The following is a 21,752-nucleotide window of genomic DNA, read 5'->3' as shown; positions in this document are numbered from 1 at the left end:
CGGGGCGTCGGGCCGTTCGGGCGGATCTCTCGGCCCGGATGCGGTCGGACGTCTTGCGGGAGCGTGATGCGGACGCTTCAATCCTCGTTAGGAAACTTTCCTAACCCTCATCTGTGGGCACCCCCTTGCCCGCAGCCGGCAGACGGAGCGTCAGAATGCACCTCAGCAAGCACCGCACCGCCCGTACCGCCCGCACGACCCGGGCCGCCCTCGCCCTCCTGGTCGGCGCCCTCCCGCTGACCCTGGCCGCGGCCGGGACCGGCCACGCCGCCACCCCGGCGGCGGCGGCCGGCGCGAGCACCGTGGCGGTGGCCGCGGTCGGGCTGGACGACCCGGCGAAGAAGGAGATCGCCATGGAGCTGGTCTCCTCGGCCGAGAACTCCTCGCTCGACTGGAAGGCCCAGTACAAGTACATCGAGGACATCGGCGACGGCCGCGGCTACACCGCGGGCATCATCGGCTTCTGTTCCGGCACCGGCGACATGCTCGAACTGGTGCAGCACTACACCGACCTCAAGTCCGGCAACGTGCTGGCCAAGTACCTGCCCGCGCTGAAGAAGGTCAACGGCAGCGACTCGCACTCCGGCCTCGGCAGCGCCTTCGTCAACGACTGGAGGACCGCCGCCAAGGACACCGTCTTCCAGCAGGCCCAGAACGACGAGCGCGACCGGGTGTACTTCAACCCCTCGGTCAAGCAGGCCAAGGCGGACGGGCTGCGCGCGCTCGGCCAGTTCGTCTACTACGACGCGATCGTGATGCACGGCCCCGGCACCAGCTCCGACAGCTTCGGCGGGATCCGTGCCGCCGCCATGAAGAAGGCCAAGACCCCGGCCCAGGGCGGCGACGAGGCCACCTACCTGAACGCCTTCCTGGACGCCCGCAAGGTGATCATGAAGCAGGAGGAGGCGCACGCCGACACCAGCCGGGTCGACACCGAGCAGCGGGTCTTCCTGAACGCGAAGAACTTCGACCTCAACCCGCCGCTCAAGTGGAAGGTCTACGGCGACCCGTACCAGATCAACGCCTGACCGCCCCTGCTCTGCTCCGCTCTGCTCTGCACCGTACGGCCCTGCACCACCCGAACGGCCCGGCGCCCGCGCGCCGGGCCGTTCGGCGCGCTCCGGCCGGCCGGCCGTTCGATTCGCTGACGCACCGTCAACACGCTTGCTCCGCACGGTGGTTACAGATCGGACACATTCCGGGTGGGCGGCTCCGGCGGCTCGTAGCGTCGGCCCCGAACCGTGTCCGTCCGGAGGGGAGACCATGCGCACCCGAGCGATCGCCACCGCCGCCTGGCCGGCCGCCGCAGCCTCGGCTCTGGCGCTGGTTCTGGCGCTGGTTCTGGCCCTGGCGGGCTGCGGGCGTGGCGGGGAGGACGGGGTGCAGCGCGCGGAGGACGCCGCCCGGGCCGCGCTCGGCGACGTCGAGGTCACCGCCTGCCGGGTGGACGACGAGCTGCAGTGGCCCGCCGCCACCGTCCGGATCACCAACCACACCGCCACCACCAGCAGTTACGTGGTGCAGATCGCCTTCGAGGACGGCGCCGGCCGGCAGGTCACCGAGGGCGTCGCCGCCGCCGGCTCGCTGCCGCCCGGCCAGGACACCCTCGAACAGGCCCAGGGCACCGCCGACCCGCACGGCCCGGTCAGCTGCCGGATCGCCGACGTGGTCCGCTACGCCGGCCCGTGACGGCGCCCGGCGCCGGGCCGCGCCCCCCACGAAGTGGGAGCGGCCCGGCGGCGCGGCGTCAGGAGGCGGTGTAGTCGTAGAAGCCGCGGCCGGACTTGCGGCCCAGCAGGCCCGCGTCGACCATCCGGGACAGCAGCGGCGGGGCCGCGTACAGCGGCTCCTTGTACTCGTCGTACATCGACTCGGCGATCGAGACGATGGTGTCCAGGCCGATCAGGTCGCACAGCCGCAGCGGGCCCATCGGGTGGGCGCAGCCGGCCTCCATGCCCTTGTCGATGTCGGCGGCGGTGGCCACGCCCGACTCGAACATCCGGACCGCGGAGAGCAGGTAGGGGACCAGCAGGGCGTTGACCACGAAACCGGCCCGGTCGCGGGCCCGGATCGGCTCCTTGCCGAGTACCTCGACGGCGAACTGCTCGGCGCGGGTGGTGGTCTCGGCGGAGGTGGTCAGGGTCGGGATGACCTCGACCAGCTTCTGCACCGGCGCCGGGTTGAAGAAGTGCAGGCCGATCACCTGCTCGGCGCGGGTGGTCGCGGCGGCGAGCTTCACGATCGGGATGGAGGAGGTGTTGGAGGCCAGGATCGCGTCCCGCCGGGTGATCACCTGGTCCAGCGTGCGGAAGATCGCCACCTTGACGTCCTCGCGCTCGGCGACCGCCTCGACCACCAGGTCCCGGTCGTGGAAGTCGGCGAGCTCGGTGGTGAACGACAGCCGGGCCAGCGCCGCGTCCCGGTCCTCCTCCGACAGCTTGCCGCGCCGCACCGCGGTCTCCAGCGAGTTGGTCACCCTGGTGCGCCCCAGTTCGAGGGCCTCGCCGCTGTTCTCCGAGACCAGCACGTCCAGGCCGGAACGGGCGAAGACCTCGGCGATGCCCGACCCCATGAGGCCGCAGCCGACTACTCCGACGCGCGCGATGTCGCTCACTCAAATGCCCTTCGGGAGGAGCCGGGGGTCACCCGGCCGGGGGTGTCGCGGGCGCCGTGGCCCGCCCGGACGACGGTACTACCTGCCTTAACGCCCGTTCACATCGGTGCGTGCCGGGAAGCGGCCCGCGCCCGGGGCTCGGCCGAACGGGTGAGCGTCGGCGGTGCGCCGCGCGCGCTTCCCCGCGCGCCCCGCGGCGGGGACCAGAATGCGGGGGTCCAGCCGGAGGAGGGAGCAGGCAGATGGGGACGGGATCACTCGCCGGACAGGTCGGACTGGTCACGGGGGCGGGGCGCGGCATCGGCCGGGAGATCGCCATCGGGCTGGCCGCCGAGGGCATGGCCGTCGGCCTGGTCGGCCGCACCCAGGACAAACTGATCGCCACCCTCAAGGAGTGCGTGCGGCACGGCGCCCGCGGCGTCGCCGTCACCGCCGACGTCACCCGCCCCGGCGCCGTCCGGGAAGCCGTCCGCTCGATCGAGCGCGACCTCGGCCCCGTCGACCTGCTGGTCAACAACGCCGGGCAGGTCGACCGGGCCGAAGTGCCGATCTGGGAGACCGACCCCGCCCAGTGGTGGCAGGTCGTCGAGACCAACCTGCGCGGCCCCTACAACCTGCTGCGCAACGTCCTGCCCGGCATGGTGCGGCGCGGCCGCGGCCGGGTGATCAACCTCAACAGCGGCTTCGCGCTGCGCCCCGACGGCCACTACACCGCCTACGCCACCTCCAAGGGCGCGCTGCTGCAGCTCTCCGACAACATCGCCGACTCGGTCGGCGAGCACGGCGTCGTGGTGCTCGACATCAGCCCCGGCGCGGTCGCCACCGAGATGACCGCCGGCATGGAGATGTTCCGGGACATGAAGGCCTGGGGCTCCATCCCGTACATGGTCGCCGTCACCGTCGACGCCGCCCGCGGCCGCTTCGACGGGCTGCACGGGCGCTTCCTGCACGCCGGCCGCGACAACCTGGAGACCCTGGTCGCCTCCGCCGCCACCATCCGCTCCACCGACGCCCGCACGCTGCGGCTGCGCCCGTACGGGCCGGACGACCCGATGGGGTGAACAGCGCTGCGGGAGGTCGGCGCCGGGGGAGGTCGGTGCCGGGGGAGGTCAGCGCTACGGGAGGTCGGTGCCAGGGGGAGGTCGGCGCTACGGGAGGTCGAGCAGGGCGGCCAGTTCGGCGTCCGGGAGGGAGCCCACCGGGCGGCCCTCGCGGGCGAAGGCGGCGGCCAGGCGCTGCAGGGCCGCGTTGAGCGGGGTCGGTACGCCGTGCAGGCGGCCCAGCAGGACGACCTCGCCGTTCAGGTGGTCGGCCTCGATGTCGCCGGTGCCGCGCGCCAGCGACTGCCAGGACGAACCGCCGCCGCGCACCGCGCCCTCCAGCGGCACCAGCGTCACCCGGTCGCCGCGCCGGACCCGCTGCTCCTCCTCGGACGGGTGGGCGATCCCGGCGGCCGCCAGCACCGCCTCGCCCTCGGCCCGCGCCCGCCGCCACACCCGCATCCGCAGCTCGCCGTCGATCGGACCGGCCACCGCCTCCAGCGCGTTGCCCAGGTTGCTCAGCAGCTTCGCGTACTTCCAGGCCATCACGTCCGCGCTGACCGGCGCGTCGAAGTGCGAGTCGGCCAGGTCGGCGGCGACGCGGGACGCCAACTCGTCCGCGCCGTGCGGGTACCGGCCCAGGTGCAGCATGCCCGAACGCGGCGAGCCCGCCGCCGAGACCCGGCCCGGCTCCAGGTGCGTGGACGGCAGCCACACGCACATCCCGTACACCCGGGCGAAGCGGCGCAGCGCCAGCCGCTCGTTCTCCACGCCGTTCTGCGCGCACACCAGCGGCAGCCGCTCGCCCGCCGTCCCGCCGCCCGCGACCGGGCGGGGCGCCCACTGGTCGAGCAGGGCCGCCGAGTGCTGGGTCTTCACCGCCAGCACCAGCACGTCGTCCGGCGCCAGTTCGACCTCCTCGGGGCCGCCGACCGCCGGGACCGCCAGCCGGTGGGTGCCGTCCGGGACGGTCAGCCGCAGGCCCTCGGCGCGCAGCGCCGCCAGGTGCGGTCCGCGGGCGACCAGGACCACCTCGCGCCCGCTCTGGTGGAGGCGTCCGCCGATGGTGCCGCCGACCGCGCCGGCGCCCAGCATGATGTAGCGCATGACCCGAGCATCGCACGGGCGGGGAGCCGGGCTGCGGGGTGGGTGGGGGCGGGGTGGGGTGGGGGCGGGTTGGGGACGGGGTGGGGTGAAGGCGGGTCGGGGGTGGGTTGGGGGGCAGGCGGGTTGAGGGAGGGTCAGGCGCAGAGTTCGGAGGCCGTCACCGCGTGCAGGCCCTGTCCGGCCAGGCCGTCCAGGATGGCCGGCAGCGCGGTGACCGTGCCCGGGTGGCCCATGTGCAGGGCGACCACCGAACCGGCCGCCGCCGACTTCAGCACCCGGCGGGTCACCGCGTCCGCGCCCGGGTCCGCGTAGTCGCGCGGGTCGACGTCGAAGGACAGCACGTGCGCGTAACCGACCTGCTGGGCCTGCTCCTTCACCATCGCGTTCGCGTACTGCGCCGCGGACGGCCGGAACCAGCGGCCGATCGACCCGGTCAGGCGCTGCAGCCGCTGCGCGCACTGCGCTATCTCCTCGTGCGCCTGCTCCGGGCGCATCGAGCAGATGTCCAGGTGGTTCTGGGTGTGGTTGCCCAACTCGTGGCCGCCGGACAGGATCCGCTGCGCGATCTGCGGCTGCTCGTCCAGCCAGCTGCCCACCGCCAGCACGGTCAGCCGGGCGCCGCGCTGCTCGGCGGCCTCCAGCAGCGCGGTGGCGATCGCCGGATCGCCCTGCCCGTGGAAGGTCAGCGCCAGCTGCGGCCGGCTGCGCGGGCCGGTCACCACCTCCTGCGGGGTGTCCGCGGCCAGCGGGGGCAGCGCGAACGGGGTCGCGGAGGGGGACGGCGACGGCGAGGCGCTCGCGCTCGGGCTCGGGCTCGGCGACTCGGTCAGGTGCTCGGGCTGCGGGCGGGCCGCCACCGAGGGGCCGTGCGCACCGTGGCCGTCGGAGGGGCCGCCGCACGCGACGGCGAGGCCGCCGGCGGCGCTCAGCGCGGCCAGGCGGGAGGCGGAACGCAGAACACTGCGGCGGTCGACTGTCATCGCGGCCAGCCTAAGCGGACGCCGCGGCCGGGCGGCAACGGTGGCCGCCCGGACGAGTGGCCGCCCCGCGGGGAGGTGACGGGGCGTGAGCGGCGGGGGAAGTGGTGGGGGTGGGGGCAGTGGGGTGGCGAGGGAAGCGGGGCGGCCGGGGCCGGTGGCGGTCGGCGGGGCGTCCGTGGCCGGGGGCAGCGGGGCAGCGGGGTGGCGAAGGTGGGGGCGGTGAGGGTCAGGGGCAGCGGGGTGGTGAAGGCGGCGGGGCGGCCGGGGCCGGTGGCGGTTGGCGGGGTGCCCGTGGCTGGGGCGCACCGGGTGGGCGTCGGGCCGAGTGGTGCGGTGCTTGCGGTCGGGGCGTCAGGTGGCTGCTGCGCCGAACAGCAGGGCGCCGGTGACCAGGGCGGCGCCCAGCAGTTGGAGCGGAGTGGGGGCGGTCGCGGTCAGGGCCGCGCCGGAGAGGGTGGCGGTGAGCGGGATCAGGCCGCCGAACAGGCCCGCCCGGTCGGCCGGGAGCACGGTCAGCGCCGAGTACCAGAGCAGGAACGCCCCGCAGGTCAGCACCGGCCCGAGGTAGAGCAGCGCGAGCAGCTCCCCGCCGGTCGGCATCCGCAGCGCCGCCGGGGAGAGGGCCGCCGCCACGGCGAACAGCGGCACCGCGAGCAGGGTGGTGTACGCCGACACCCGGACCGGGCCGAGCCGCGGCAGCAGCGGGACGGCCAGCAGCGAGAAGGCCGCCTCGCACAGCAGGGTGCCGGTCGCGTACAGCAGGCCGAGCGCGTCGCCGTGGCCGAAGCCCTGGGTGAGCGCCGCGCCGCACACCACCAGGACGGCCGCCGCCAGCAGCCGGGCCGCCGGGCGGCGGCGGGCCAGCAGCGGACCGGCCACCCCGAGCAGCAGTGGGGTGCAGCCGACCACGCTGCCGACCACCGCCGGGTCGGTGTGCCGCAGCGCGGCGACCAGCAGCAGGTTGAACCCGAACAGGCCGGTGGCGGACAGCGCCAGCAGCAGAGCGAGTTCACGGGGCGTCAGCCGGTGCGCGAGCCGCGGCCGGCGGCGGGCCAGCGGCAGCAGGATCGCCGCCGCCAGGGTGTAGCGCAGCGCCTGGCCGCCGGCCAGCGGATAGGACGAGAACGCGGCGGTCACGCCGGTGGAGGCGCCCAGCACGGTCATCGCGCCGGCCGCGCGCAGGGTGCCGGTCAGGTGCGGGGAACGGCCGCGGGACAGCGCGGCGGAAGCCGGGACGGCGGCCGGGACGGGGGTCGGGACGGGGGTGGTGGTATCGGTCACGGGTTCCACGCTAGGAGCCGGGTGGTCCGGTTCACAGGGCCACTTGGTGGGTTGAGCAGAGGACCAATCGGGGTGGGGGATGGGATGCTGGGCGGGCCGGTCGGTCGGTCGATGCGAGGTGGTCGGGGTGCGGGAGCTGTTGATCGCGTGGGAGCCGGGGGGCGGGGAGCTGGCCGGGCGGCTGGTGCGGGCGCTGCGGGCGGCGGTGCGGGAGGGGCGGCTGGCGGGTGGGGCGCGGTTGCCGGCGAGCCGGGTGCTGGCGGCGGAGCTGGGGGTCTCGCGCGGGGTGGTGGTCGAGGCGTACGAGCAACTGGCCGCCGAGGGCTACCTGGTGGGGCGGCAGGGGTCGGGGACCCGGGTCGCGGAGGGGGTGGCGGTGGAGCGGCCGGGGGAGGCGGTGCGGGTGCCGGCGGCCGAGCCGCGGTACGACCTGAAGCCGGGGACGCCCGACCTGGGGGCGTTCCCGCGGACGGCCTGGGCGGGGGCGGTGCGGCGGGCCCTGCAGGGGGCCGCGAACCGGGACCTGGGGTACGGCGATCCGGCCGGACTGCCGCAGCTGCGCGGCGAGTTGGCCGCGTACCTGGGCCGGGTGCGGGCGGTGGCGGCGGGACCGGAGCGGGTCGCGGTGGTCAGCGGGGTGGGGCAGGGGCTGGCGCTGCTGGTCGGGCTGCTGGCCCGGCACGGGCGGCGGCGGATCGCGGTGGAGGACCCGGGATCGCCCGGCACGCTGGGCCTGCTGCGCGCCCACGGGGTCGAGCCGGTCGGCGTCCCCGTCGACCAGGAGGGCCTGGTGGTACGGGAGTTGGCGGCGAGCGGGGCGGACGCGGTGCTGGTCACCCCGGCCCACCAGTACCCGACCGGGGTCGCGCTGTCGGCCCGTCGCCGGACCGAACTCGCCGGCTGGGCGCGGGCGGGCGGGCTGGTGGTGGAGGACGACTATGACGCCGAGTTCCGCTTCGACCGCGAACCGCTGGGCGCCGTCCAGGGGTTGGCGCCCGAGCGGACGGTGTACCTGGGTTCGCTCAGCAAGACCCTGGCACCAGGGCTGCGGCTGGGCTGGGCGGTGCTGCCCGGCTGGCTGGCCGAGGACTTCCGGCAGGCCAAGCAGTACGCCGACCTCGGTACCGGGGCGGTCGACCAACTCGCCTTCGCCGCCCTGCTGGAGAGCGGCGGCTACGACCGCCACCTGCGCGCCGTCCGCCCCCGCTACCGGGCCCGCCGGGACGCCCTGGTCGGCGCGCTGCGCGAACACCTCCCGCAGGCCGGGCTGCGCGGCGTCGCCGCCGGGCTGCACCTGTACGCGGACCTGCCGCCGGGCGTGGACGAGCGGGAGCTGGCCGGGGCGGCGCTGCGGCGCGGGGTGCGGGTCGCGCCGGTCGGGCCCGGTCGGCTGGCCCCGGGCGGGGCGGCCGTCGCGCTCGGGTACGCGGGCCTGGCCGAGCAGCGGCTGCGCGAGGCGGCGGCGCTGCTCGGCGCGGCCTGCCGGGAGGTGGGCTGATGGGGGGTGGGCTGACGGGAGGTGGGTCGGCGGGAGGTTTCCTGATGTTCCGTCAGGAGATGGGTGTGAGCTGGTCGGTGGCGATCACTGCCACCACCGCGACCAAGGCGAGCACCGCCGTCAGGTTGATCGCCTGGACGAGTCCGCGCTGCTGCCGCGGCGCGTAGCCGAGGGCGGCGCCGGCGGCCAGGCCGGTGAGCAGGCCGCCCAGGTGGCCCTGCCAGGAGGCGAAGCCCGCGGAGAGGACCATCCACAGCACCAGGGTGATCATCATCTGGTTGCCGCCGAGCGGGTCGTAGCCCTGGCGGCGGCTGAGCACCCAGTACCCGCCGGCCAGGCCGAAGACCGCGCCGGAGGCGCCCACCGCCAGGGAGTGCGGGGCGAGCCAGTAGATCATCGCGGAGGAGCCCAGCGCGGACAGCAGGTACAGCGCGAGGAAGCGCAGCACGCCGAGCCGGTCCTCGACCACCCGGCCCAGGTTCCACAGCCAGTACATGTTGAACACGATGTGCAGGATGCCCATCGGCCAGGTGGTCGGCCCGAGGTGCAGGAACGCGCCGGTGAGCAGCCGCTCCCACTCGCCGTGCGCGATGCCCGACAGGTGCGGCACGTACGTGGCGGGGTCGTAGTCCGCGGGCGGGGCCAGCACGCCCGAGCCGAGCACCCCGAACCGGTCGAGGGTCTCCGGCCGGACCAGCTCGACCAGGTACGCGGCCACGTTCAGCGCGATCAGCGCGACGGTCGCGTACGGGCGGGCGGTGATCCGGCCGCCGAACGCCGTCCGGGCCTGGCGGGTGCCCTGGTGCCCGGACTTGACGCACTCCACGCACTGGTAGCCGACCGCCGCCTCGCGCCGGCAGTCCGGGCAGGCGTTGCGGTCGCAGCGGGTGCAGCGGACGTACGACTCCCGGTCGGGGTGCCGGAAGCAGGTCGGTGCCGCCTCGGGGGCCTGGGCCCCCGGGGCGGGGTGTGCGGCGTCCATGGACGTGGGCCCTCCCCTGTGCGGTGGCGCTCGGCCGCGGGGGCGTCCACGGCGAGGTTCCACGGCGAAACGGCGCTCACCCTAGAGCACGGCGCGGACGGTGCGTACACCAGGGGAGGGCGGGGTCAGGGGTGGGGCGGCAGGTCGATCACGGCGACGGCGTCCGGGCGGGCGACGGCGAGGCGGGTGCCGTCCGGGCTGAGGGCGGCGACCGGGGAGGGGACGTGGGTGACGCCGAAGCACAGGTCCTTCTCCGGGAGTTCGGCCTCGGGCCACTCGGCGAGCACCGCGCCGGTCGCGGCGTCGAGCAGCCGGGGGTGGCCGTACAGCGCGAGCACCTGCCCGCCACGGGCCAGCAGGGTGCCGGTGGGGCGCTCCAGCGGGCTGCGGTGCAGCCAGCGGCGCTCCGGGACGGACCACACGCCCAGGTGCAGCGGGCCGAGCCCTTCGTCCCCGTCCGGGTCGAGGGTCTCCTCGCCGGTGGCCACCGCCAGCCGCTCCGCGTCCAGCCAGCAGGCCGCGCCGACCTCCACCTCCATGCCGGCGTGCGGGGCGAACAGGGTGTCGGTGTCGAGCGCGGCCGGATCGGTGAGCGCCGCGGTGAGGTCGTGCAGGGCCGCCACCCCGATCGGTGACCACACCCAGCCGACGGCCAGCAGGTGCCGGCCGTCCGGGCTCACCTCGGGGCGGGAGTGGAAGACGTCGACGGGCCCGCGGGGGCCCGCGGTCAGGCGCTCGCCCGTCACCAGGTCCTCGACCTGCAACTCGTTGTAGCGCTCGGGGCAGTGGACCAGGACCTCCCGGCCGTCCGGCAGCCGGCCGAGGGCCAGCGGGTAGTCGTAGTCCTTCGAGTGGTAGTAGCTGCGGTTGACCTCCCGGACGACGACTGGCCGTTCGACCTCCACCACCAGGCCCTTGGTGCCGCGCTCGGCCCAGACCGCCGCGTACCGTCCGGACGGCGAGAGCGCCGCCCGGTCGAACGGGAAGCCCCAGCGGACCGAGGTGTCCCGCTCTGTCCCGTCCGGGGCCCAGCGGCGGCCGCCGCTCGCCAGGTCGACCAGGTCGTTCCCGTCCCAGGTCAGTGACTTCACGCCGCCCCGGACCGGGATCGTCCGTACCGCCGTCATCGCGCGTTCCCCCCTGTGGTGATCGTCCGCGAAGGGTACCGGGTGGGGCGGCGGGTGTCGGGTCAGCGGCGGGTGGCGCTCAGGACGGTGAACTTCGGGTTGCCCGCGACGGTGCGGCAGTTGCCGAACAGGCGGCGCAGGGTGAGGTGGTGGCCGAGGTGGCGGTTGCCGACCACGCGGAGTTCGCCGCCCGGGCGCAGGACCCGGCGGGCGCCGGTGAACATGCGGCGGGCGATGGTGTCGGTGGTGGCCTGGTGGGAGTGGAAGGGCGGGTTCAGCAGTACCAGGTCGGCGGAGGCGTCCGGGAGGTCGGCGAGGGCGTCGCCGACCAGGAACCCGGCGGGGCGGTCCGGGCCCAGGTTGGTGCGGAAGGTCTCCTCGGCGGAGGCCGCGGCCTGGAACGACTCGTCGACGAAGAGCAGTTCGGCGTCCGGGTCGGCGAGGGCGGCGGCGGTGCCGACGACGCCGTTGCCGCAGCCCAGGTCGATGATCCGGCGGGGGGTGCCGGTCGGGGCGGGCAGGTGTTCGAGGAAGAACCGGGTGCCGATGTCGAGGCGGTCCGCGCAGAACACGCCCGCCTGGTTGGCGACCTGACGGCCCGACAGGACGCCGATGCCGTCCGGGAGCCGGTAGCGCAGCGGCCACGGGTTGGCGGGGCGGGCCAGGTCCGGGTCCGGGGTGGTGCGGATCAGGCGGGCCTTGCGGACGGCGAGGGAGGTGCGGGTCGGGCCGAGGATCCGTTCGAACAGGTTCAGGGTGGAGGTGTGGATCTCGGTGACCATGCCGGTGCCCAGCACCCGGGTGTCCGGGTGCACGGCCGGGGCGAGGCGGTGCAGCTGGTCCTCCAGCAGCGCCAGGCTCTTCGGGACGCGCACCAGCAGCACGTCGATCCGCGGCGGCGGGGCGTCCTGGGTGCTGCGGACCGCCACCGCGGCCGGGTCCAGGCCGTTGCGGGCGAGGTTCGCGGCGATCGCCCGGGAGGCCAGGTAGGAGTCGGTGACGGCGGTGAGGCCGGCGGCCTTCGCCGCCAGCGCGGTCGACAGGGCGCCCCAGCGGTCGCCGAGCACGGTGACGGCCCCGTCCAGCGGCACCGCCTGCTCGTGCAGGTCGCGCAGCAGGTACTCGTCGGCGGCGTCCCAGGCGCGCAGCTGCTCGCGCGGATCCTCCGGGAAACGGGCCAGCTCGAACTCGCCCCAGGCGGTGGTGAAACAGTTCATCGTGCCCCCAGGCTAGCGGAGGGCGACGAGGTGACCGGACGGCGACGGACGGCGACGGAGGGTGGCGGTGGGCGTGCTGGAACGGCGGGAGCGGGTGGTCGGGGCGGTGCTCGGCTCGGCGGTGGGGGACGCACTCGGGGCGCCCTTCGAGTTCGGGCCGGCCGGGATGTTCGGGGCGCGGTTCCCCGGCGGGGCCGCGATGTGCGGGGGCGGCGGGTGGGAGCCCGGGGAGGCCACCGACGACACCCAGCTGGCCGTCCACCTCGGCGAGTCGCTGCTGGCGGCCGGCGGGCTCGACCTGCCGGAGATGTTCGAACGCTTCCGGGGCTGGGCGGCGGGCGACCCCAAGGACATCGGCATCCAGACCGAGATCGTGCTCGGCGGCGGCCTGCCCTGGGACCTCGCCGCGGCCGTCCACTTCCAGACCGAGGGCCGGGCCGCCGGGAACGGCGCGCTGATGCGGGCCGTCACCGGCGCGGTGTGGTTCGCCCCGCAGGGGCGCGCGGCGAGCATGGGTGCGGCTCGCCGGATCACCGCGCTCACCCACGGTGACGGCGCGGCCTGGGAGGGGACCGCGATCCTGCACGAACTGCTGCGCGTCGCGTTGGACGGCGGCGACCCGGTGGCGGCCATTCCGGGAGTGCTGGCGGCGGTGCGGGAGGAGCACCGGGGGCGGTGGGCGCGGGTGCTGGACGAGCGGTGGCGGCCGGAGCTGGCGACGGAGAGCAACGGGGCGGTGTGGGCGTGCCTCGGCTCGGCGGTGTGGGCGCTGCGGAGCACCGGGAGCTTTCCCGGTGCGCTGCGGGCGGTGATCGACCTCGGGGGCGACACCGACACGACGGCCGCCGTCACCGGCGGGCTGGCGGGGGCGGTGTACGGGGCCGGGGCGATCCCCGGGGACTGGCGGGAGGCGCTGCACGTGCCGCTGCCCCCGACCGGGCGGGTGCTGCGGGCGGGGGAGTTGGCGGCGCTCGCGGTGGCGCTGGACGCGGGTGGGCGGGCGGCCGCGGGGTGAAGGGGGTGCGGCTCAGGTGGTGAGGACCAGGCAGGCGTTGTGGCCGCCGAAGCCGAAGGCGTTGGTGAGGGCGGCGGTGTGGGGGAGCGGGCCGGCGGTGGTGACCAGGTCGAGCGGGAGGCCGGGGTCGGGGGTGGTGAGGTTGCGGACGGCGGGGGCGTGCTGGTGGTGGAGGGCGTAGGCGGTGGCGAGGGCGGAGAGGGCGCCGGCGGCGCCGAAGAGGTGGCCGGTCATCGACTTGGTGGCGGTGACGGCGGGGCGGTGGGCGCCGAAGACGCGGGTGAGGGTCTCGGCCTCGGTGAGGTCGCCCAGGGGGGTGGAGGTGGCGTGGGCGTGGACCAGGCCGATCGCCTCCGGGGGCAGGCCGGCGTCGGCGAGGGCGCGGCGGACGGCGCGGGTCTGGCCGTCGGGGTGGCCGGCGGTGATGTGGTGGGCGTCGGAGGTGACGGCGGCGCCGGCCAGGGTGGCGTAGCGGCGGGCGTCCGGGCGCAGGTCGGCGCGTTCGAGGACGAGCACCGCGGCGCCCTCGGCGATGACGAAGCCGTCGCGGCCGGTGTCGAAGGGGCGGGAGGCGCCGGCCGGGTCGTCGTTGCGCAGCGAGTGGGCGCGGGCCTGGGCGAAGCCGGCCAGCGGGAGGGGGTGCAGGCAGGCTTCGGTGCCGCCGGCCACGACGACGTCGGCGCGGCCGAGCCGGATCAGGTCGAGGCCGAGGGCGACGGCCTCCGCGCCGGAGGCGCAGGCGCTGACGGGGGTGTGGGCGCCGGCCTTGGCGCCGAGGTCGATGGATACCCAGGCGGCGGGGCCGTTGGCCATCAGCATCGGGACGGTGTGCGGGGAGACCTTGCGGACGCCGGAGCGTTCCAGCACGTCGTCCTGGTCGAGCATGGTGACCGCGCCGCCGGTGCCGGTGCCGATGACCACGGCGAGCCGTTCGCCCTCGACGGCGGGGCGTCCGGCGTCGGCCCAGGCCTCGCGGGCGGCGATCAGGGCGAGCTGTTCGCTGCGGTCCAGGCGGCGGGCCTCGATCCGGTCGAGGACGGTGGCGGGTTCGACGGCGAGCTGCCCGGCGATCCGGATCGGCAGGTCGGCGGCCCAGGGGTGGTCGAGGGCGCGGATGCCGTTGCGTCCTTCGCACATGGCCTGCCAGGTGTCGGGGGCGGTGCCGCCGAGCGGGGTGGTGGCCCCCAGGCCGGTGATGACGACGGTGTCGTGGGCGGTGCGCATGGCGATACTCCCGTTGTGATGGCAGCACAATGATCGGGCTCTCCGGCGTTCGGCCGGACGATCCGATGTGTTCACTCTGCCAAGGGAAACGGGTGTGGAAGGCTGCCGGGCGGAACCGAGTCGCGCACGGTGGGTTTGTAGATTTACGACAAGTTTGGCTGATGGGGTGTCAGGGCAATGGGGTGCGCGCCCGGGCGGGCAGGGCGAGCAGCAGGGCGACGGTGCGCTCGTGCTGTTCGAGCACGCCGGGCGGATCGTCCTCGGGCTGCGCGCCGACCTCGCCGCCTTCGCCCTCGACCCGCTCACCGCCGACGTCGACGTCGACGCGTTCGCGGGGGCGGCGGTGCCGCTCACCATGTCGAACGGCGTGGTGGCCAACCGGGGTGTGGTGTAAGGGAATTCGGGGATCCGGCCGGATCGGGGGGGTGGGGTCAGGCCGGGTGGTCCAGGTAGGCGTGCAGGGCGGCCGCGCCCGCGAGGAGGGCGCGGCCGCGGGCGGTGAGGCGGGACTGCCAGGCGGCCAGGGTGGGGCGGACGGCTTCCGGGGAGCCCGCGGAGCGCAGGTGGTGCAGGATCTCGGCGGTGCGGGCCAGGCCGTGGCCGCCGCGGCGGAGCTGTTCGGCGAGCAGCAGCTCGCGGACTTGGGCGGGCGGGTAGACGCGGTAGCCGGTGCGGGCGTCCCGGAGCGGGGAGACCAGGCCCGCGCGCTCCCACGCGCGGAGGGTGGCCGGGCGCAGGCCGAGGCGGTGGGCGAGCGGGCCGATGTGGGTGCCGGGAGCGGCGGGCGGGTCGTCGACGGGCGGGTCGGCGGCGGGGAGGTGGTCGAGGGCGGTGCGGACGGCGTCCAGGGTGCGGCGGTCCTCGGCGAGCCGGGCGTGGCCGTCGTCGACCAGGCGCAGGGCCGCGGGCAGGTCGCCCGCGTTGACGGCCTGCATGATCGCGGTGGCGGCCGGGTGGCCGTGCCCCGGCAGCAGGGCGAGGAAGGCGCGCAGCGCCGCCGCGTGGCGCTCGCCGTAGCGCCGGTACCCGTGGGCGGAACGGTCGGCGGGCGGCAGGACGCCCGCCCGCTCGTAGTTGCGCACCGCCTGGGTGGACAGGCCGTGCTCGCGGGCGAGGTCGATCGGGCGGAAGGACATGGGGTTTGAAGGTTTTCTGCTCGATTCCCGGGCCGGGAGTGGAAAAGTTTACACCGTGGCTTCAACGATACGGTGGAAGTCATGACTCCCCAGCTCAGGGCCGCCGCCCGCCCCTTCTCCGCCGCCGCCCTCACCGACCTCGTCCCCGCCGGCACCCGGCTGCTCGCCCTCGGCGAACCCACCCACGGCGCCGAGGAGTTCCTCGACCTCCGCAACGAGCTCTTCCGCCACCTGGTCACCGCGCACGGCTACCGCTCGATCGCGGTCGAGAGCGACTGCCTGGCCGCGCTCGCCGTCGACGCGTACGTCGGCGGCGCGGCGGGCGAGTTGGACACCGTGGTGCGGGAAGGGTTCGGCCACGGGTTCGGGGAGTACGCCGGGAACCGCGAACTCGTGCGCTGGATGAGGGAGTTCAACGCGGGTGCAAAGGAGGGGGAACGGCTGCGGTTCTACGGGGCGGACGGGCCGCTGGAGATGACCGGGGCCGCCGCGCCCGGCCCCGCGCTGATCCGGCTGCACGACTTCCTGGCCGAACGGCTCCCGGCCGAACTGCTGCCCGAACGCGAGGAGTTGCTGCGCCGGTGCGGACCGGACGACCGCTGGACCGAACCCGCCGCCGCACTCGACCCGGCCCGCTCGGTGGGGCGCACCGCGGACGCCGACCGACTGCGGCTGCTCGCCGACGAGCTGGGGCTGCTGCTGGCCGCGCACTGGCCGCAGTTCCACGAGGACGCGGACGCGCTCTGGCGGGCCGAACTCGACGCCCGCACCGCCACCGGACTGCTCCGCTACCACGCGGCGACCGCCGGGGACGGGCCCGACCGGATCAACTCCCTGATGCGGCAACGCGACTTGATGATCGCCGACAACCTGGAGGCGATCCTCCACCGCGAGGCCCGCCGCGGCCCGACCCTCGCCTTCGCCCACAACCGGCACCTGCAGCGCGAGGCCAGCCGCATCCCGCTCGGCGACCACCAACTCCTCTGGTGGAGCGCCGGATCCCTCCTCGAATCCCGCCTCGGCGACGGCTACACCTTCCTTGCCACCACCTTCGGCCACCGCGCCCCCGACGACCACCCGGCCCCCAACACCCTCGAAGGCCTCCTCGCGACCCTCCCGGAACCGCGCACCGTCCTCGACCCCGGTCTGCTCGCGGCAGCGCTGGGGGAGGCGGGGGCGGTGAGGGCGCGGGTGCCGGCCGACCACACGTATTTCGGGTTGGATCCGGCGGCGTTGGGGTGGGTGGATGGGGTGGTGTTCGTGCGGGGCATCGGGCGGCAGCGGGGGTTGTTCGGGGGAGAGTGAGGGGGGTGCTGGAATGGCTCGCGGCAGCGTTGGGGGAGGCGGGGGAGGAGGGGGAGGCGGGTGTGGTGAGGGCGCGGGTGCCTGCTGACCATACGTACTTCGGGTTGGATCCGGCGGCGTTGGGGTGGGTGGACGGGGTGGTGTTCGTGCGGGGCATCGGGCGGCAGCGGGGGTTGTTCGGGGGTGGCTGAGGGGGCTCCGGCTGGGGAAATGGGTGGCCGGGGCGGGGGTGGGTGGGGAGGATGGCGGGATGCGGCGTGTGTGGGAGGGGCTGGCGGGGAACCCGGCGTTGCCGGGGGAGGCGGTGGAGCGGCTGGTCGGGCTGGCGGAGCCGGACCTCTCGGTGGAGTTGGCCGGGCGGGCGGACCTGACCGACCGGCAGGTCGAGGTGCTGGCGGAGCGGGGGATCGCGGCGGCCGAGCGCCTGGTGGAGGCCGGTCGGCTGGTGGTGGAGCGGGTCGACCCCCGGCGGCAGCCGATCGCCGCGCTGGCGCTGCTGCGGGCCGGGCGGGCACCCGCCGGGTGGGCGGAGCTGCTGGTCGAACGGCGGGAGCTGTGGCCCGAGTTGGCCTCCACCGAGTGGCTGCCGGCCGAAGCCGCGCGGCGGCTGCTCGCCGGGGCGGACCGGCAGGTCCTGGTGGAACTCGCCGAGGCACAGCCCGACCCCGGCGTCCTCGCCGTCCTCGCCGCGCACCCCTCGCAGCACGTCCGGCAGGCCGTCGCCTGGAACCCGGCCGCCCGGCCCGCCGTCCTCGCCGACCTGCTGAACGACCGTCCGCCGCTGGAGAGTTGCGAGGTCTGCGAACGCCACCCCGTCCCGTGGACGCACCCGCCGGACTGCCCGGACCCGGGCTGCGACCTGCCCGGCGGGGCCGCCTGCGACGGCAGCCACCAGTACGCCCGGCACACGATCGTGCAGGCGGCCCTCGGGCATCCGGCGGTGCCTGCCGTCGACGCCCGGCGGTATCTGGGGGCGGCGTCCCCGTTCCTGCGGGCCCGGCTCGCCGGGCACCCCGGCCTCGACCCGGACGCGTACGCGCAGCTCGCCGCCGACCCCGCGCTGTGGGTGCTCGAGGAGCTCGCCGGGAACCCGGCGATCGGGGAGGGGCTGATCCGCCGGCTCGCCACCGTCCCGCACGAGTCGGTGCGCCGGGCGGTGGTCGGCAACCCGGCCGTGCCGCTGGACGTCCTGGAGCGGGCGTGGGAGGGCGTCGTCCTCAAGCTCGGGACGATGCTGCCGCCCCGGATCGCCGCCGCCGACCCCGCCGAGACCGAGTGGCTCGCCGCCTCCGCGGATTCCGAACTGCGCCGCCTGCTCGGGCTGCGCCGCGACCTGCCGCCGCCCGTCCGGGACCGGCTCGCCGACGACCCGGTGGCCAAGGTCGCCAACGCCGTCGCGCCCCACCCCGGCCTGGACGAACGGCAGTTGAGGGACGTGCACCGGCGCCACGGCCGCGCCGTCGGCCCCGGCATCGCCGCCAACCCGGACGCGACGACCGCCCTGCTGCGGGCCCTGGTCACCGCCGAGCACAACGTCGCCACCCTGCGCGCTGTCGCCCGCCACCCCGCCGCCGACGGCCCGACCCTGACCGCCTGCCTGCGCGACCGCCGGGCCCGGGAGCAGGCCGCCGCCCACCCGGCCCTGCCGCTCGACCGGATCCGCGCCCTGCTCGCCGACCCCGCCACCGTCCACCTGGCCGCCGCCAACCCGGCCCTCCCGGCCGCCGACCTGCTGCGCCTGATGCCCCCGCCGTGAAAGCGGGGCCGCCCCGGACGCGCCGCCCCGGACGCGCCGCCCCGGGCACGCCGACACGGGCCGCCCCCCGGGGAGTGGGGGGACGGCCCGTGGGCAGGGGGAGCCGTCAGCGGGTGGTCTCCTCGCGGCTCTCGACCAGGACGGCGGGCTCCAGCGGGGAGGCGATCTCCTGCGGCTTGCTGCGCGAGGCCCAGTCGCGGATGCCGAGCACCACCATGACGAAGAAGATCGAGTACACGATGCCGGAGAAGTACAGCTCCGAGTGCACCGCCAGCGGCACGCCGACCAGGTCGACCGCCAGCCAGACGAACCAGAACTCGATGTAGCGGCGGGCCTGGCTGTACATGGCGAGGATCGAGCCGACGAAGATCCAGGCGTCCGCGCTCACCATCCACATCGGCGCGCCGGGGTAGAACGAGGCGTCCTGCCACCTCAGCACCGCGGCGAACGCGATCGTGCCGAGCACCATCGCGGCTATCAGCACCGCGCGCTCGCCCCAGTTCGCCCAGCGGACGTTGATGGCGCCCTCCTGCTCGCGGCTGCGCTTCCAGGTCGCCCAGCCCCAGGACGCCGAGACGATGATCACGACCTGCCGGGCGGCGTTGCCGCCGAGGTGCACGTTCAGGCTGGCGACCAGCAGGAACACCGAGCCGAGGATCTGCACCGGCCAGGCCACCAGCGACCGGCGCAGGGCCAGCCAGACGGTGGCGAGCGCCAGGATGTTGCCCAGGAAGTCGGACCAGTAGACGGGGAGGCCGAAGAAGCTGAACTGCTCGTTCAACCAGTGGAATGCGCTCATGACTCACACCTTTGTTCGTACGGAGCGAGGTGGTGGGGAGGAGCGGCCGGCCCGTGGAGGGGGGAGGGGTCGGCCGGGCACGCGGGCATCGGGCGCAGTGACGGGGGTGGGGGTGGGGGTGCGTGCCAGGAGGGGGTTCGTTGTGGAGCGGGGTGGTGCGGTGGAGACGGCCGGCCCGTGGAGGGGGAGGGGTCGGCCGGGCACGCGGGCATCGGGCGCAGTGATGGGGGTGGGGGTGGGGGTGCGTGCCAGGAGGGGTGGGGAACGGTCGGCCCCGCCGGGAAGCGGGGGAGAGGCGGGGCCGACCGGGTTCAGGGGTGGGGGCGGCGGGGCGGGGTGCGGAGGCCAGCAGGGCGTCCGAGCGGCGGACGTCCTCGCGGGCGGCGCGCAGCAGGTCGTCGACGTCGGCGAACTTCTCGGTGTCGCGCAGCCGGGCGACGAACCACAGCTCGACGCGTTCGCCGTACAGGTCGTCCGAGGTGTCGTGGCAGTGCACCTCGACGTGCACCTCGGACGAGTCGCCGAACGTCGGGTTGGTCCCGATGCTGATCGTCGCCCGGTGCACGCCCCCGGTCGCCGGGCGGGCCAGCCAGCCGCTGTAGATCGCGGGCGGCGGGACGGCCGTGCCGGGTGCGGGGGAGAGGTTCGCGGTGGGGAAGCCGAGGCCCTTCCCCCGGCCGGCGCCGTGAACGACCGTGCCGACCAGGGGAGTTGACGGGAACTCAGCCATGGGGGGTGAGCTCGCGGAACTGGCTGGTGTGGAAGACCAGCGGCTCCACGCCCGGGAACAGCTCCGCCGAGAGCAGCTCCAGCAGGACGATCTCGTGGTCCCCGCCGTCGTACACCGGGCCGACCCGGGCGGTCAGCCACAGCGCGGCGTCGTGGATCAGCACCGCGCCGTCGGCCGTCGCCTGCCAGGGCGTGCCGTCGAACCGGTCGCCCGCCCGGGAGGCGAGCTTGCGGCACAGCGCGCCCTGGCCGTGGCTGAGCACGCTCAGGCCGAGCACCGGGGCCTCGGCCAGCCGGGGCCAGGTGGTGGAGGTGCGGGCCACGCTGATGGCGACCATCGGCGGCTCCAGCGAGATCGACACGAAGGAGCTGGCCGCGAAGCCGACCGGTTCGCCGTCGCGCAGCGCGCCGATGGCGACCACGCCGGTGGGGTACGCCCCGAAGGCTTGCCGCAGCGCGCCCGCGTCCAGGGCTGAGGGGTGGTGAACGGTGGTGGCCATGGCCGGTGCCGTCCTCTCGTGGTGCCGAAGGTGGTACGGGGGAGCGGGGGTCAGTGGCGGTGCCGGGCGGCCGGGTGGCCGGCGGGCAGCGCCCGGTCGCCGGAGCCGGTCAGGCGCTCGCGCAGCGACTCGCCGGCCGCGTACTCGCCGCGGAACACGCCGCGCTCGCGCAGGATCGGCAGCACCGACTCGACGAACTCGACCGTGGAGGCGGGCTGCACGGTCGGCGAGAGCAGGAAGCCGTCCAGGTCGGCGCCCTCCGCCAGGGCGCAGATCTCGTCGGCGATCTCCTCGGCGGTGCCGACCACCGGACGGGCGCCCACGCCGTGGGTGTGCCAGTCGGCCAGCACGTCGCCGACCGTCTTGCCGGCGAACCGGGCGACCTGGGTCTGCGACATCTCGGTGGACAGCTCGGTCATCGGGGTGTCCGGCGCGTACGAGGACAGGTCCAGGCCGGTGAACATCGCGTACGAGGCGACGGTCACCTCGGGGCGCTGCGCCTCCAGGATCCGCTGCCAGCGGCGTTCGGCGTCCGAGGTGGTGGCGCCGACCACGCAGGAGAACGCCGACATCACCTTGACCTCGTCGGCCTTGCGCCCGGCGTTCACGGCCTCCGCGCGGATCGCCTTCGCGTGGCCCGCGAGCTGCTCGACGCTGCCGCTGCCGACGAACATGCACTCGCCGTGCCGCCCGCCGACCCGGCGGCCGGCCGGGGAGGCGCCGGCCTGGAACAGCACCGGGGTGCCCTGCGGGGAGCGGGCAGTGTTGCCGTAGCCGTGCGAGCGGAAGTACGGGCCCTCGTGCTCGACCAGGTGCACCTTGGCCGGGTCGGCGAACCGGCCGGCCTTGTCCTTCTCCAGGGCGTCCGGCTCCCAGGCGCCCTCCCAGTACTTGTAGACCAGGTCGAGGAAGTCCTCGGCCATCGCGTACCGGTCGTCGTGCGCGACCATGTCCATCCCGAACGCCTTGACCGCGGTGTCGGCGGTGCCGGTGGTGACCACGTTCCAGCCGAGGCGGCCGCCGGAGAGCTGGTCCAGGGTGGCCAGGCGGCGGGCGAACGCGTACGGCGGCTCGACCAGCACCGAGCCGGTCACCACCAGGCCCAGGTCGGTGGTGGAGGCCAGCAGCGCCGAGGCGATCACGAACGGGTCCAGCCGCGGCAGGTCGAGGGTCTCCTCGGTGGCGATCGGCGGGCGGACCCCGTTGATCTCCGACCAGCCCCAGGCGTCGGCCAGGAACAGGAAGTCCAGCTTGGCGTCCTCGCACAGCCGGGCCACCTCCTGCCAGTAGCCGAGGGTGTCGAACAGGTGGCGGCGGCTGTCGGGGTGGCGCCAGGTGGCGGTGCCGCTGGCGTTGGTCTGGGCGTTCTCGAACAGGCCGAGCTTGAGGCTGCGCATGGGTGTTCTCCGTTGAACAGGCAGGTGGTGCGGGGGAACTGACGG

20 protein-coding genes and 1 pseudogene are annotated in these 21,752 nt (G+C 75.4%); 8 read left to right on the top strand and 13 right to left on the bottom strand.

Translation table 11 applies throughout. From position 1 onward, the window contains the following. Positions 1–155 precede the first annotated feature (155 nt). Both OU787_RS04770 and OU787_RS04765 read left to right on the top strand, forming a co-directional pair. Positions 156–1,028 (top strand): chitosanase, encoded by an 873-nt coding sequence (locus OU787_RS04770; protein WP_268658638.1) that lies wholly within the window; start codon positions 156–158, stop codon positions 1,026–1,028. A 235-nt stretch (positions 1,029–1,263) separates the two neighbouring features. Next, positions 1,264–1,689 (top strand): hypothetical protein, encoded by a 426-nt coding sequence (locus OU787_RS04765; protein ID WP_268658637.1) that lies wholly within the window; start codon positions 1,264–1,266, stop codon positions 1,687–1,689. Positions 1,690–1,747: 58 nt separating this feature from the next. On the opposite strand, the gene OU787_RS04760 is transcribed toward OU787_RS04765, so the two are convergent. Continuing rightward, positions 1,748–2,614: a 3-hydroxybutyryl-CoA dehydrogenase gene (locus OU787_RS04760; RefSeq protein WP_268658636.1), complete on the bottom strand. Its 867-nt coding sequence runs from the start codon at positions 2,612–2,614 to the stop codon at positions 1,748–1,750. 242 nt (positions 2,615–2,856) lie between these two features. On the opposite strand from OU787_RS04760, the gene OU787_RS04755 reads away from it, so the two are divergent. After that, positions 2,857–3,675 carry an SDR family NAD(P)-dependent oxidoreductase gene (locus OU787_RS04755; protein WP_030464540.1) on the top strand — a complete coding sequence of 273 codons (819 nt, stop codon included), beginning with the start codon at positions 2,857–2,859 and terminating at the stop codon, positions 3,673–3,675. Between the two features lie 87 nt (positions 3,676–3,762). Here OU787_RS04755 and OU787_RS04750 read toward each other — a convergent pair whose 3' ends face one another. From OU787_RS04750 to OU787_RS04740, 3 genes are all read right to left on the bottom strand, one after another. Further along, a complete protein-coding gene (locus OU787_RS04750) occupies positions 3,763–4,761 on the bottom strand; it encodes a ketopantoate reductase family protein (protein WP_030464541.1) in 999 nt (332 codons plus the stop codon). A 134-nt stretch (positions 4,762–4,895) separates the two neighbouring features. Continuing rightward, positions 4,896–5,741 carry a polysaccharide deacetylase family protein gene (locus OU787_RS04745; RefSeq protein ID WP_268658635.1) on the bottom strand — a complete coding sequence of 282 codons (846 nt, stop codon included), beginning with the start codon at positions 5,739–5,741 and terminating at the stop codon, positions 4,896–4,898. Positions 5,742–6,092: 351 nt separating this feature from the next. Beyond that, the gene (locus OU787_RS04740) at positions 6,093–7,022 is read right to left on the bottom strand and encodes a DMT family transporter (protein WP_268658634.1); all 930 of its coding nucleotides are present in this window, start codon (positions 7,020–7,022) and stop codon (positions 6,093–6,095) included. A gap of 127 nt (positions 7,023–7,149) precedes the next feature. Here OU787_RS04740 and pdxR point away from each other — a divergent pair, with 127 nt between their 5' ends. Further along, positions 7,150–8,520, top strand: a complete 1,371-nt coding sequence (gene pdxR, locus OU787_RS04735) for a MocR-like pyridoxine biosynthesis transcription factor PdxR (protein ID WP_268658633.1) — start codon at positions 7,150–7,152, stop codon at positions 8,518–8,520. A gap of 52 nt (positions 8,521–8,572) precedes the next feature. Here pdxR and OU787_RS04730 read toward each other — a convergent pair whose 3' ends face one another. From OU787_RS04730 to OU787_RS04720, 3 genes are all read right to left on the bottom strand, one after another. Next, positions 8,573–9,502 (bottom strand): rhomboid family intramembrane serine protease, encoded by a 930-nt coding sequence (locus OU787_RS04730; protein WP_268658632.1) that lies wholly within the window; start codon positions 9,500–9,502, stop codon positions 8,573–8,575. A 125-nt stretch (positions 9,503–9,627) separates the two neighbouring features. Then, positions 9,628–10,629: a hypothetical protein gene (locus tag OU787_RS04725; RefSeq protein ID WP_268658631.1), complete on the bottom strand. Its 1,002-nt coding sequence runs from the start codon at positions 10,627–10,629 to the stop codon at positions 9,628–9,630. 62 nt (positions 10,630–10,691) lie between these two features. Continuing rightward, positions 10,692–11,846, bottom strand: a complete 1,155-nt coding sequence (locus OU787_RS04720) for a methyltransferase (RefSeq protein ID WP_268658630.1) — start codon at positions 11,844–11,846, stop codon at positions 10,692–10,694. A gap of 76 nt (positions 11,847–11,922) precedes the next feature. Here OU787_RS04720 and OU787_RS04715 point away from each other — a divergent pair, with 76 nt between their 5' ends. Next, positions 11,923–12,861 (top strand): ADP-ribosylglycohydrolase family protein, encoded by a 939-nt coding sequence (locus OU787_RS04715; protein ID WP_268661803.1) that lies wholly within the window; start codon positions 11,923–11,925, stop codon positions 12,859–12,861. 12 nt (positions 12,862–12,873) lie between these two features. On the opposite strand, the gene OU787_RS04710 is transcribed toward OU787_RS04715, so the two are convergent. Then, entirely contained in the window at positions 12,874–14,085 is a 1,212-nt protein-coding gene (locus tag OU787_RS04710; protein ID WP_268658629.1) for a beta-ketoacyl-[acyl-carrier-protein] synthase family protein, read from the bottom strand. A 166-nt stretch (positions 14,086–14,251) separates the two neighbouring features. On the opposite strand from OU787_RS04710, the gene OU787_RS04705 reads away from it, so the two are divergent. Beyond that, entirely contained in the window at positions 14,252–14,479 is a 228-nt protein-coding gene (locus OU787_RS04705) for a hypothetical protein (protein ID WP_268658628.1), read from the top strand. Between the two features lie 37 nt (positions 14,480–14,516). Here OU787_RS04705 and OU787_RS04700 read toward each other — a convergent pair whose 3' ends face one another. Next, positions 14,517–15,221, bottom strand: coding sequence for a MerR family transcriptional regulator (locus OU787_RS04700; protein WP_268658627.1), 705 nt, complete (start codon positions 15,219–15,221; stop codon positions 14,517–14,519). A gap of 81 nt (positions 15,222–15,302) precedes the next feature. Here OU787_RS04700 and OU787_RS04695 point away from each other — a divergent pair, with 81 nt between their 5' ends. After that, positions 15,303–16,526 (top strand): erythromycin esterase family protein, encoded by a 1,224-nt coding sequence (locus tag OU787_RS04695; protein ID WP_268658626.1) that lies wholly within the window; start codon positions 15,303–15,305, stop codon positions 16,524–16,526. Between the two features lie 250 nt (positions 16,527–16,776). Next, positions 16,777–18,282, top strand: a complete 1,506-nt coding sequence (locus tag OU787_RS04690) for a hypothetical protein (protein ID WP_268658625.1) — start codon at positions 16,777–16,779, stop codon at positions 18,280–18,282. A gap of 106 nt (positions 18,283–18,388) precedes the next feature. On the opposite strand, the gene OU787_RS04685 is transcribed toward OU787_RS04690, so the two are convergent. The 4 genes and pseudogenes from OU787_RS04685 to OU787_RS04670 form a co-directional block, all read right to left on the bottom strand. Beyond that, a complete protein-coding gene (locus OU787_RS04685) occupies positions 18,389–19,081 on the bottom strand; it encodes a nicotinamide mononucleotide transporter family protein (protein WP_268658624.1) in 693 nt (230 codons plus the stop codon). A 364-nt stretch (positions 19,082–19,445) separates the two neighbouring features. After that, a pseudogene (locus tag OU787_RS04680) lies at positions 19,446–19,811 on the bottom strand (riboflavin kinase); the annotation flags it as partial. Beyond that, complete coding sequence (locus OU787_RS04675; RefSeq protein ID WP_030462891.1) at positions 19,804–20,310, bottom strand: flavin reductase family protein; 507 nt, start codon at positions 20,308–20,310, stop codon at positions 19,804–19,806. The pseudogene OU787_RS04680 and the gene OU787_RS04675, both read right to left, overlap by 8 nt. A gap of 50 nt (positions 20,311–20,360) precedes the next feature. Further along, complete coding sequence (locus OU787_RS04670; RefSeq protein ID WP_030462892.1) at positions 20,361–21,707, bottom strand: NtaA/DmoA family FMN-dependent monooxygenase; 1,347 nt, start codon at positions 21,705–21,707, stop codon at positions 20,361–20,363. Positions 21,708–21,752 lie beyond the last annotated feature (45 nt).

The sequence above is a fragment of the Kitasatospora sp. YST-16 genome, from assembly GCF_026802215.1.
Classification (GTDB): domain Bacteria; phylum Actinomycetota; class Actinomycetes; order Streptomycetales; family Streptomycetaceae; genus Kitasatospora; species Kitasatospora cineracea.
This window is presented reverse-complemented; position numbering and strand designations above follow the sequence as displayed.

What these genes read in the sequence shown, in the direction of transcription:
- OU787_RS04770 (WP_268658638.1), top strand. Translation starts at nt 156, where the DNA reads ATGCACCTCAGCAAGCACCGCACCGCCCGTACCGCCCGCACGACCCGG.
- OU787_RS04765 (WP_268658637.1), top strand. Translation starts at nt 1,264, where the DNA reads ATGCGCACCCGAGCGATCGCCACCGCCGCCTGGCCGGCCGCCGCAGCC.
- OU787_RS04755 (WP_030464540.1), top strand. Translation starts at nt 2,857, where the DNA reads ATGGGGACGGGATCACTCGCCGGACAGGTCGGACTGGTCACGGGGGCG.
- OU787_RS04750 (WP_030464541.1), bottom strand. Translation starts at nt 4,761, where the DNA reads ATGCGCTACATCATGCTGGGCGCCGGCGCGGTCGGCGGCACCATCGGC.
- OU787_RS04745 (WP_268658635.1), bottom strand. Translation starts at nt 5,741, where the DNA reads ATGACAGTCGACCGCCGCAGTGTTCTGCGTTCCGCCTCCCGCCTGGCC.
- OU787_RS04730 (WP_268658632.1), bottom strand. Translation starts at nt 9,502, where the DNA reads ATGGACGCCGCACACCCCGCCCCGGGGGCCCAGGCCCCCGAGGCGGCA.
- OU787_RS04725 (WP_268658631.1), bottom strand. Translation starts at nt 10,629, where the DNA reads ATGACGGCGGTACGGACGATCCCGGTCCGGGGCGGCGTGAAGTCACTG.
- OU787_RS04720 (WP_268658630.1), bottom strand. Translation starts at nt 11,846, where the DNA reads ATGAACTGTTTCACCACCGCCTGGGGCGAGTTCGAGCTGGCCCGTTTC.
- OU787_RS04710 (WP_268658629.1), bottom strand. Translation starts at nt 14,085, where the DNA reads ATGCGCACCGCCCACGACACCGTCGTCATCACCGGCCTGGGGGCCACC.
- OU787_RS04700 (WP_268658627.1), bottom strand. Translation starts at nt 15,221, where the DNA reads ATGTCCTTCCGCCCGATCGACCTCGCCCGCGAGCACGGCCTGTCCACC.
- OU787_RS04695 (WP_268658626.1), top strand. Translation starts at nt 15,303, where the DNA reads ATGACTCCCCAGCTCAGGGCCGCCGCCCGCCCCTTCTCCGCCGCCGCC.
- OU787_RS04690 (WP_268658625.1), top strand. Translation starts at nt 16,777, where the DNA reads ATGCGGCGTGTGTGGGAGGGGCTGGCGGGGAACCCGGCGTTGCCGGGG.
- OU787_RS04685 (WP_268658624.1), bottom strand. Translation starts at nt 19,081, where the DNA reads ATGAGCGCATTCCACTGGTTGAACGAGCAGTTCAGCTTCTTCGGCCTC.
- OU787_RS04675 (WP_030462891.1), bottom strand. Translation starts at nt 20,310, where the DNA reads ATGGCCACCACCGTTCACCACCCCTCAGCCCTGGACGCGGGCGCGCTG.
- OU787_RS04670 (WP_030462892.1), bottom strand. Translation starts at nt 21,707, where the DNA reads ATGCGCAGCCTCAAGCTCGGCCTGTTCGAGAACGCCCAGACCAACGCC.